At 70.2% G+C, this 9,242-nt stretch carries 10 protein-coding genes; 5 read left to right on the forward strand and 5 right to left on the reverse strand.

Annotated elements, in window-relative coordinates; all coding sequences use genetic code 11:
* Positions 1 to 194: 194 nt before the first annotated feature.
* From ACFZBU_RS27135 to ACFZBU_RS27145, 3 genes are all read right to left on the reverse strand, one after another.
* Entirely contained in the window at positions 195 to 470 is a 276-nt protein-coding gene (locus ACFZBU_RS27135) for a hypothetical protein (RefSeq protein ID WP_391586281.1), read from the reverse strand.
* Positions 471 to 1,225: 755 nt separating this feature from the next.
* On the reverse strand, positions 1,226 to 1,894 hold the full coding sequence (locus tag ACFZBU_RS27140; protein ID WP_391586282.1) for a response regulator: 669 nt from the start codon (positions 1,892 to 1,894) through the stop codon (positions 1,226 to 1,228).
* Positions 1,891 to 3,021, reverse strand: a complete 1,131-nt coding sequence (locus ACFZBU_RS27145; RefSeq protein ID WP_391586283.1) for a sensor histidine kinase — start codon at positions 3,019 to 3,021, stop codon at positions 1,891 to 1,893. The genes ACFZBU_RS27140 and ACFZBU_RS27145 overlap by 4 nt, the downstream gene beginning before the upstream one ends.
* A 118-nt stretch (positions 3,022 to 3,139) precedes the next feature.
* Between ACFZBU_RS27145 and ACFZBU_RS27150 the strand changes: the two genes are divergently transcribed.
* The 3 genes from ACFZBU_RS27150 to ACFZBU_RS27160 are packed head-to-tail and all read left to right on the forward strand — an operon-like array spanning position 3,140 to position 5,230.
* Positions 3,140 to 3,322 (forward strand): hypothetical protein, encoded by a 183-nt coding sequence (locus ACFZBU_RS27150; RefSeq protein WP_391586284.1) that lies wholly within the window; start codon positions 3,140 to 3,142, stop codon positions 3,320 to 3,322.
* A 13-nt stretch (positions 3,323 to 3,335) separates the two neighbouring features.
* Positions 3,336 to 4,241: an ABC transporter ATP-binding protein gene (locus ACFZBU_RS27155; RefSeq protein WP_391586285.1), complete on the forward strand. Its 906-nt coding sequence runs from the start codon at positions 3,336 to 3,338 to the stop codon at positions 4,239 to 4,241.
* The gene (locus ACFZBU_RS27160) at positions 4,238 to 5,230 is read left to right on the forward strand and encodes a hypothetical protein (protein ID WP_391586286.1); all 993 of its coding nucleotides are present in this window, start codon (positions 4,238 to 4,240) and stop codon (positions 5,228 to 5,230) included. Before ACFZBU_RS27155 ends, ACFZBU_RS27160 begins: the two co-directional genes overlap by 4 nt.
* 484 nt (positions 5,231 to 5,714) lie before the next feature.
* Here ACFZBU_RS27160 and ACFZBU_RS27165 read toward each other — a convergent pair whose 3' ends face one another.
* Positions 5,715 to 6,464 (reverse strand): SDR family oxidoreductase, encoded by a 750-nt coding sequence (locus ACFZBU_RS27165; RefSeq protein WP_391586287.1) that lies wholly within the window; start codon positions 6,462 to 6,464, stop codon positions 5,715 to 5,717.
* A gap of 157 nt (positions 6,465 to 6,621) precedes the next feature.
* On the reverse strand, positions 6,622 to 7,527 hold the full coding sequence (locus tag ACFZBU_RS27170) for an AraC family transcriptional regulator N-terminal domain-containing protein (protein WP_391586288.1): 906 nt from the start codon (positions 7,525 to 7,527) through the stop codon (positions 6,622 to 6,624).
* A 144-nt stretch (positions 7,528 to 7,671) separates the two neighbouring features.
* Here ACFZBU_RS27170 and ACFZBU_RS27175 point away from each other — a divergent pair, with 144 nt between their 5' ends.
* On the forward strand, positions 7,672 to 7,989 hold the full coding sequence (locus tag ACFZBU_RS27175; RefSeq protein ID WP_391586289.1) for a putative quinol monooxygenase: 318 nt from the start codon (positions 7,672 to 7,674) through the stop codon (positions 7,987 to 7,989).
* A gap of 97 nt (positions 7,990 to 8,086) precedes the next feature.
* On the forward strand, positions 8,087 to 9,046 hold the full coding sequence (locus ACFZBU_RS27180) for an alpha/beta hydrolase (RefSeq protein WP_391586290.1): 960 nt from the start codon (positions 8,087 to 8,089) through the stop codon (positions 9,044 to 9,046).
* Positions 9,047 to 9,242 lie beyond the last annotated feature (196 nt).

Below are 9,242 nucleotides of genomic sequence, written 5' to 3' on the forward strand. Positions count from 1 at the left end.
CGGGCGTGACCGGCTGCTCGACGGCAGGCTCGACGACGTGTACCTCTACCGCTTCCCGCCAGGCGTCGGCGCGATCATTCGACTTTCACGTACGCGATCTCCCGTTCGGCTATGCCGCTGCTGCGGCCGAGGCGACGGCCGAAGCTGTGCGTTGGGGCCCGTGCCCAGGACGCACTCAGCATCCGAAAGTTTGATCATCGCGACTTCTTCGGTCTGTGGGCCGTGGTGTGATCCGAACGTTGCGAGGCGTCCCAGACGAGTTGGCCCATCAGGGTCGCGGCCTCGGCCTGCGGGATGCGGAGTTCGCGTTGAACGCGTCCGACTCGGGCGTGGTCGGCAGCCATGGTGACGCGGGTCAGGAATTGATCCGTGTCGGCGAGTGATCCAGCGGAAGGTGAGTTGTCGTAGCGCTCGGCCACCTCCAAGAGGTCCGTGCGCAGCGCGATGTCATTACCCGCAGACCACCACACGCGGCGACAACCTCGACCTGGAAAAACCCCCGCACGCCCGAGCAAGCCGAATTCTCGGCACCTGACCTTTCGTCCCAGAAGCGAAGCCGACGGGACCGGCTCAGGTGTGAGCGGCGGCGCGTTGGCTCCCTGCCCGAAGAACCGTACAGACCGCGCGTGAGCAGGCCGCAGCCAAGGCACGAGTCGGCGGCGCCCACGAGGACGACGTCGCCGAGGTGATCAGCGAACCACCGACGTCTCTGTCCACGGCCACCCGACAAGCGCGGTCCTGGTGACCACCCACACGGCCGACGCCCGTTCTGGGTAATCGTGCCGGCCCGCCAACACTGCCGCAGCCCGTCGAGAACCGGACGCCGAATTCGGACGGGGGCTGCTCCTGTGCCGCACCTTGACGACCGAATCCCGATGCGAGTGCTGACAGAACGGCTAGCAGGCGTTCATCACCCGATTCGCGGTGCACCCGTGATCGGCCGATTCGTCAACGGCCTGCCTGTTCCGAAGGTCAACTGCAACCAAGACGACGTCAGCCCCGATCGGCGATCCGATCGGGGCTGACGTTTTGCCTGTTCAGGCTGGCGGAGGATACGAGATTCGAACTCGTGAGGGGGTGAACCCAACACGCTTTCCAATTCTGCGCAGCGTTGTCCTGCGGGGTGCATCCACCTTCTGACCTGTGCCTCTCCAGTCTCCGGGTAGGCGATTGAACCGGCCTGAACGACGATGAATGAGACCAGAACCGAGACCGCGGCAGGACCTCAGGCACCTTCTCCGGCGGAGTCCATGAGGCGGCTCTCCCAGGCCCAGGCGGCGATCTCCACGCGGTTGCGGACGCCGAGTTTGTTCTGGATGGTCGCCAGGTGGCTCTTGACGGTGCTCAGGGTGATGAAGAGGGCGGCGGCGATCTCCCGGTTGGTGCGACCCCTCGCGATGGCCCGGATCACCTCCGTCTCGCGGGCCGAGAGCGGCTGGGCGGGTCGGGCGAGGGGCGTCGTACGGGTCGGGGCGAGGTTGCGAAGCAGTCGCAGGGTGATGGAGGGGGAGATCAGCGCGTCGCCGGCGTGCGCGGCGCGGACGGCTTCGACGAGCAGCGCGGGCGCGGCGCCCTTGAGGACGAATCCGACCGCCCCGGCGCGCAGTGCGCCGTGGACGTACTCGTCCAGGTCGAAGGTGGTGACGACGACCACCCGCAGCGGGTCGGTGACGCCGGGGCCGGACAGGGCGCGGGTGACGTCGATGCCGTCCAGGCAGGGCATGCGGATGTCGACCAGACACACGTCGGGTCGCAGCCGGCGGGCGAGTTCGACCGCCTCGGCGCCGTCGGCGGCCTCGCCGATCACGCTGATGTCGTCCTGGTCCTCCAGGATGAGGCGCAGGCCGCCGCGGATCATCGCCTGGTCGTCGGCGAGCAGGACGCGGATGCTCAACGGGGTTCTTCTGCCGGAACGGGTAGGGCCGCGCGGACCGACCACCCGGTGTCCGGCCCGGGCCCGGCGGACAGGTGGCCGCCGAGTGCCTCGACCCGCTCGCGCATACCGATGAGGCCGTAGCCGCCATGGTGCTTGCGCGGAGTACGGCCGGGCGGGGCGTCGTCGGTGACCGTGACGGTCACGGTCTCCGGACCCTCGACGATGTCGACGATGGCGGTGCGAGCGTATGCGGCGTGGCGGGCGACGTTGGTCAAAGCCTCCTGGACGATGCGGTGGATGGTGGTGGCCACCTCGGGCGGCCAGGGCGCCGACTTGGCGGGCAGCCGCATGCTCACCTCGGGGCCGTGCCCGTCGAACCGCCGGACCAGTTCGGCCAGTTGCTCTGGGCCGGGCGCCGTGGGGGCTGTGGTGGCGACGTCGTCGGTGTCGCGCAGCAGGCCGACCACCCGCCGCATCGCCGCAAGCGCTTCGCCGCCTGCCTCCTCGATACCGGCGAGAGTGGTGTCCAGGCTCTCGGGCCGACGCCTGGCCACGATCCGAGCGGCCTGCGTCTGGACGACCATGCCGGTGATGTGGTGGGCGACCACATCATGCAACTCCCTTGCCAGGGCGAGACGTTCCTCCTGACGAACCGCCTCGGCGGTCGCCCGGCGGCGGTGGTCCAGGAAGCGCAGGCCGAGCCCGGCACCGAGCGCGAGGGTCCAGACCTCGATCCCCACCCGGAACGGGGTGCTCGGCGCCTCGACGGTCAGCAGGCCGGCCGCCATCAGGGCCAACCCGGCCACCGCGACGGCGGCCGCCTGTCGCCAGGCGAGCGCCCGGACGGCGGAGCCGCCGAGGACGAGCAGCCCCAGCACCGCGGCGGCTCCGGGTTCACCGGGCAGGTGGGTGAACCGGGCAACGACCGCTGCCGCGCCTGCCATTAGCAGCCCGAAGGCCGCCGCCCAGCCGCGGTGTCGCCCGCGGCCGAGCGCGATCAGGCACACGACGGTGCCGACCGCCGCGTCGAAGGCCCAGACCCGGTCCTGGGCCGCGTACTGGGCGGCCATGGCGACCAGGGCCAGGGCGAACATCAGCCCCAGTGCCGTGTTGACCAGCGCCGTCGGGCGCTTCGCTGAACTCACCCGGGCCACGCTAGGCGATCTCCGCAGGCCTCGAACCGGCCGAAAGTACGACTCGGCGACCAGCAGACCGTACCTTCGGCTGCTGTGGCGGTCAGCGGGGTTCCGCAGGCTGGGCCCCATGGTTGATCTCATCTCCGCACCCACCCTGCTCGCCACGGCGGCCGCCCAAGCCGAGAAGACCGAGCGGAGCCCGCTGCTCTACGCCTGGTGGGCGCTCAATCTGGCCGTCCTCATCGCGTTCGGCTACGGCGTGTACCGCCTCGTCCTGGGGCGGCGCACGAAGCGCGCCCGGCGCGGCTGACCGGGGGAGCACCATGACACCGGTACTCGAAGCCGTGAAGTTGGGCAAGCGCTATGGCCGCCACCACGCGCTCGCCGACGTCGACCTGAACGTCCCGCCGGGCCGGGTGATCGGGCTGGTCGGCCCGAACGGCGCCGGCAAGTCGACCCTGCTGCAACTGGCCTGCGGCCTGATCGGGCCCAGCTCGGGCACGATCCGCGTGCTGGGCGACACCCCCGCGACCGGGCCGGCCCACCTGGCGAAGGTGGGCTTCGTCGCTCAGGACACCCCGGTCTACGCGCACCTGTCCGTCGCCGACCACCTGCGGATGGGTTCCCGACTCAACCCCGGCTGGGATGCGGCTCTCGCCCGCCGCCGGCTCGCCCGGATCGACCTCGACCCCCGGCAGAAGGCCGGCCGGCTCTCCGGTGGCCAGCGTGCCCAACTCGCCCTGACCGTCGCCGCGGCCAAACGGCCCGAGTTGCTGATCTTCGACGAGCCCGCCGCCGCTCTGGACCCACTGGCCCGGCACGCCTTCCTGGACCACCTGATGGAGTCCGTTACCGAACTCGGAGCCGCCGCCATCCTCTCCTCCCACGCCCTCCCGGACGTGGAGCGGGTGTGCGACCACCTGATCGTGCTGGCGGGCTCACGCGTCCAACTGGCCGGTGATGTGGCGGACTTGCTCGCGGGCCACGTCCGGGTGACCGCCCGTCGTACGGACTTCGCGGCCCTGCCCGTCGGTGCCGAGATCATCCTGCGCACCGACCGGACCGAGTACGAGAGCACCGCCGTCGTGCGCGCCGACCGCGCTCTGCCGGCCGGTGGCCCCTGGACCACGGCGGACCTCGGCCTCGAAGAACTGGTCCTCGCCCACCTCGGCAGGGCCGAGCAGTCCGGCCCCCAACCCACCCCGATCGGTACAGAGGTTCACCGATGATCTGGATGACCTGGCGCCAGTTCCGCGCCCAGGCCCTCGTGGGCCTCGGGGCACTCGTGCTCCTGACCGCCTATCTCGTCGTACTCGGCGGGCAGATCCACGACGCGTACGACGACACCCTCGCCCACTGCGCCACCCGCGACGCCTGCGCGGGACCGCTCGGTGCCTTCGCCGACCACTACAGCCTCCGGACCGACCTGCTCGGCTACCTGCTGCTCGCCGTCCCCGGTGCCATCGGCGTGTTCTGGGGCGCGCCCCTGATCGCTCGGGAGCTGGAAGCCGGCACCCACCAGCTGGTGTGGAACCAGAGCGTGACCCGGGGCCGGTGGCTCGCGGCCGAACTCGGACTGGTCGGCCTGCTGAGCGTCGCCACCACCGGCCTGTACAGCCTGCTGCTCACCTGGGCGACCGGGCCGGTGACAAGCGTCCTCAACAACCGCTTCGAGCCGGCGCTCTTCGCCTCACGCAATCTCGCCCCGCTGGGCTACGCCGCCTTCGCCTCCGTCCTGGGCGCGACCCTGGGCCTGGTCCTCCGCCGTGCCGTGCCCGCCATGGCCGCCACGCTCGTGGTCTTCGCCGCACTCCAGATCGCCGTCCCCGCCCTGGTCCGACCGCACTACGAAGCGCCGGTCCGCACCTCGGTGCCGCTCACCGCCGACCTGATCGGCCGGCTGACGAAGATCGGCACCTACGGCGACATCGGCGGCCTGCGCATCCCCGGCGGGCCCTGGGTCGTCGAGACCAGCCCGATCCTCGACTCCGCAGGCAACGAGGTCGGCCACACCGCCTGGTTCCAGGACTGCATGGACCACAGCTCGCTCTCCGAACTGCCCACCTGCCTGGCCAAGGGCGACGTCCACGTCGAGATCGCCGAGCAGCCGGCCGACCGCTACTGGACCTTCCAGTACCTGGAGACGGCTCTCTTCGCCGCCCTGACGGCCGTCCTGGCCGCCATTGCCTTCTGGCGGATCCGCAGGCATCCGGTCTGACCGAACACCACCGCGCCCCGCTTCCGAACACGACGAAGGCCCGGGCCGCCGTGCGGTCCGGGCCTTCTACCGGCGGAGGATACGAGATTCGAACTCGTGAGGGGGTGAACCCAACACGCTTTCCAAGGGGTCATCTGCTGATCCGGCGACGCTCGCCAACGTGCTGACCTGTGGTGGAGTACACGGCTGGCAGCCTCGCGAACGCCGCTGTACGCCGGTGAATGCAACCAGAACCGCAACCAGGGTGGTGGCTCTTGATTGCAGTTGATCAGGCTGACAGCCTCTCCTGCGCCCCTGAGGTTCTCGGGGCCGCGCCCTTACGGCTCGGTGATGCTGCGGGCGGTCTGTGGCAGCTCTGGGAGGAAGGCGCGTACAGCGCCACTGCCGGCGGATGAAGACGGCCGCCGCGCCCAGCGGGCCGAGTCTCCCCAAGCCCGTCTCGGACAGCCCCACGCCGGTGCACGTGAGCGCGTATCCGGTTTGGTCACGTCGCCTGGGCGAGCAGGACGGCGTCGGGGCCGGCCGGGAAACGCAGTTGGCCGGTCGTGTCGTGGGCGGCGCGCCAGACCGTCTCGGCGACGTCGCTCTCCTGAGTGAACAGATCCTGGCCGGTGAAGTCGGCCATGGCCTTCCTTGCGAACGGCGTGTAGGGCGACGGGACCAGCTCGTCCAGCGGCCCGCCGTCCATGGCCTTTCCCGCGAAGTTCGTCGTCAGACAGGCGCCCGGCTGGACCGTCTTGGCCCGTACGCCGAAGGGTGCGAGTTCGAGCGCGAGGGACGAGGTGAACCCCTCGACGGCCGCCTTGCTCGCCTTGTAGACGGCCGAGAGGGGCATGTGGCCCAGCACCACGCTGGAGGTCACGTTGACCACCACGCCGGATCCGCGCTCGCGGAACTGGGGCAGCACCGCCTGCGTTGTGGCCATCACGCCGAACGTGTTGGTCTCGAAGACCTCCCGCACGCGGGTCATCGGGGTGCCCTCGAACACGCTGATCGAGGGGACGCCCGCGTTGTTGACCAAGGCGTCGATCGGCCCGGCGAGCTCGAGCGCGGTGGTGATCGTGTCGGGCTTGGTCACGTCCAGTTCGACGATGCGCAGCCGGTCCGACTCGGGCAGGACATCCGGACGCCGGCTGCGCATCGTCGCGATGACGTTCCACCCCTGCGCGTGGAAGTGGAGGGCGGTCGCGCGGCCGTAGCCGGACGAGGTCCCGGTGATCAGAACGGTGTTCATGCTGTGCCCCTTGCGATGTGGTGGGATCCGCAGGCTGGAATGTTCATTCCTGCTCGGCGGTGCTTTCAGTGATCCCATTGAATCGCTCTGAACTGGGAAAACAGTAGAACTATCCTCGCTCTTCCTTGCATGATTCTCCCGTTCTGCCCAACCGTGCTTACAGCATGATGCTTGCCGGGGTGCGGGCGGCGTTACGCAGGCGGACCGCGTCCCGGCCCGGGGGCGCGCCGAACCGGCGGCGGTACTCGCGGCTGAACTGCGACGGGTTGTCGTAGCCGACGCGCCGGCCGACCCCGGCGACGTCGCCCGGGTGGGTGGCCAGCAGCAGTCGTGCCTCCTGGAGCCGGATCTGCTTCTGGAACTGGATGGGGCTCATCGCGGTCACCGCCTGGAAGTTGCGGTAGAACGCGGAGGCGCTCATGCCGGACAGGCGGGCCACGTCCTCGACCCGGAAGGGCTCGGCGTAATGCTCACGGATCCAGCGTGCGGCGCGTGAGACATGGCTGAGGCCGCTGTCGGCGATGCCCAGTTGGCGCACCGTCGCACCCTGCTCGCCGGTGATCACGCGCCACAGGATCTCGCGTTTGATCAGCGGGGCCAGTACGGCGCGGTCGCGGGGTTCGTCGAGCAGGCGCAGCAGCCGGACCACCGCGTCCAGGAGGGCGGGCGGGGCATTGCTGACGGCGATCCCCGACGGCGGGCCTCCGCCGGTGCGGGGCATGTCTCCGGGGCCGGCCTGCAGCAGGAGCTCGGCAACGGCGGACGGTTCGAGGACGAGCCCGAAACCCAGCGCCGGGCGGCCGGGGTCGGCCTGGGTGAACTGTCCGGTGACGGGCAGGTCGACGGAGGCGACCAGGTACTGCCCCGGGCCGTACTCGTAGACCCGGTCTCCCAGCGCGAGCCGTTTGGCGCCCTGGGCGATGACCGCCAGGACCGTGCCGGACATGGAGGGCGCGGGCGGGTCGGGCCGGTCGACCTTCGAGATCAGGACGCCGTCGACGGCGGTGGTCCAGTCGGGGCGGGCGTGCCGGGCCAGCAGGTCGCGGAACTCATCGAGGGGCATGCGCCCATTTCAGCAGCAATGCGCGAAAGCATTCCCAGGTTCGGGAGGATCGTGCAAGAGCGGAAGAGAATCCTTCTAACGTTTCCACAGGTCAGGGGCATTGAATGGAAGCGGTCCACTCCACCGAAACGAAGAAGGCTCCCCATGATTGCCAACTACGGATTCAACGCCACTCTGACCGCCGCTCCCGGGATGGGCGACCGGCTGGTCGATCTGCTGTCGACCGGCCTGGACGAGGGCAGCCCCGGCGCGAGCGAGTACTGCGTCGTCTACCTGGTCTCGCGTTCCGCCTCCGACCCCGACGTCGTTCACGTCACCGAGGGATGGACCAGCGAGGAGGACCACCACCGGACGTTCGCCGGCGAGGCCGCCCAGGCGATCGTGGCGCGGATCGGCGGACTGCTGGCCAAGGAGCCGGAGAACACCGACTACGTCCCGGTCTGCGGCAAGGCCGCCTTCTAGGCCCGGGGAGACCGCCCCGGCGCTGCCGAGGCGGCCCTCGCTCCACCCGAAATCCCGCCCGAACGCCCCCGCACCACCCCGCGAAAGGCCGACGACCATGACCACAGCGCGCCCCGCCCTGGACCCCGAACTGCGCGACCTCCTTTCCGACATGCCGCTGATGCCCGAGCTCACCATGGAATTGCTCGCACAACTGCGGCAGTACCCCTCGACGCCGGTCGAGTCCCTGCTCGCCGACCGGCGGGTCCACCGGTGCGAGGTCACCGTGCCCGCCAAGGACGGCACTCCGATACCCCTGTCGGTCTTCACCCCCGGCAGCGCCGACCGCACCACCGCCGCGCCCTGCGTGTACTGGATCCACGGCGGCGGAATGGTGATGGGTGACCGCTTTTCGCAGATCGACATCCCGCTGGAGTGGCTCGACGAGTTCGGCGCGGTCGTGGTGTCCGTGGACTACCGGCTGGCACCCGAGGCCACCGGCACCGTCCCCGTCGACGACTGCTACCAGGGACTGCTCTGGGTCGCCGAACACGCCGAGGAACTGGGCGTCGATCCCGCCCGGATCATCGTCGCGGGAGCCAGCGCGGGCGGCGGCCTGGCGGCCGGCGTCACCCTGCTGGCCCGCGACCTCGGCACTCCGGCGATCGCCGCGCAGATACTGACCTGCCCCATGCTCGACCACCGCAACACCAGCACCTCCAGCCGCCAGTACTCCGGCGGGCCCGGCGTCTGGACTCGCGAGATGAACGACTTCGGCTGGCGCTGCGTTCTCGGCGACCTCGCCGACGACGACGTACCCGCGTATGTCTCACCCTCGCTGGCCGACGATCTCTCGAACCTGCCGACCACCTACATCGACACCGGCTCCGCCGAAGTGTTCCGCGACGAGGACACCGACTACGCCACCCGGATCTGGGCGGCCGGCGGACAGGCCGAACTCCACGTCTGGGCAGGCGGTTTCCACGGCTTCGACGCCCTGTATCCGCAGGCTCACATCTCGGCCACGGCCCGCCGCACCCGCACCGACTGGCTCGCCCGGCTCCTGCACGCCGCATGACGCCGCAACCCGCGGTGCCGCAGGCGCGCCCGGCGCCGGCTCGGCGGGCGAAGGCCGGGGACGGAAGCGAGGGGGTGATGCGCTGCAAGCGAGAGCAGAACCGAGACCGACAACGACGTTGCCCCCGGCCGCAGAGCGACCGGGGGCAACGTTTTGCCTGTTCAGGCTGGCGGAGGATACGAGATTCGAACTCGTG

It is taken from the genome of Embleya sp. NPDC008237, assembly GCF_042956465.1.
In the GTDB taxonomy this organism is placed as follows: domain Bacteria; phylum Actinomycetota; class Actinomycetes; order Streptomycetales; family Streptomycetaceae; genus Embleya.

Coding starts and splice junctions, on each gene's coding strand:
- ACFZBU_RS27175 (WP_391586289.1), top strand. CDS start 7,672: ATGATTGCCAACTACGGATTCAACGCCACTCTGACCGCCGCTCCCGGG.
- ACFZBU_RS27150 (WP_391586284.1), top strand. CDS start 3,140: ATGGTTGATCTCATCTCCGCACCCACCCTGCTCGCCACGGCGGCCGCC.
- ACFZBU_RS27155 (WP_391586285.1), top strand. CDS start 3,336: ATGACACCGGTACTCGAAGCCGTGAAGTTGGGCAAGCGCTATGGCCGC.
- ACFZBU_RS27170 (WP_391586288.1), bottom strand. CDS start 7,527: ATGCCCCTCGATGAGTTCCGCGACCTGCTGGCCCGGCACGCCCGCCCC.
- ACFZBU_RS27160 (WP_391586286.1), top strand. CDS start 4,238: ATGATCTGGATGACCTGGCGCCAGTTCCGCGCCCAGGCCCTCGTGGGC.
- ACFZBU_RS27180 (WP_391586290.1), top strand. CDS start 8,087: ATGACCACAGCGCGCCCCGCCCTGGACCCCGAACTGCGCGACCTCCTT.
- ACFZBU_RS27165 (WP_391586287.1), bottom strand. CDS start 6,464: ATGAACACCGTTCTGATCACCGGGACCTCGTCCGGCTACGGCCGCGCG.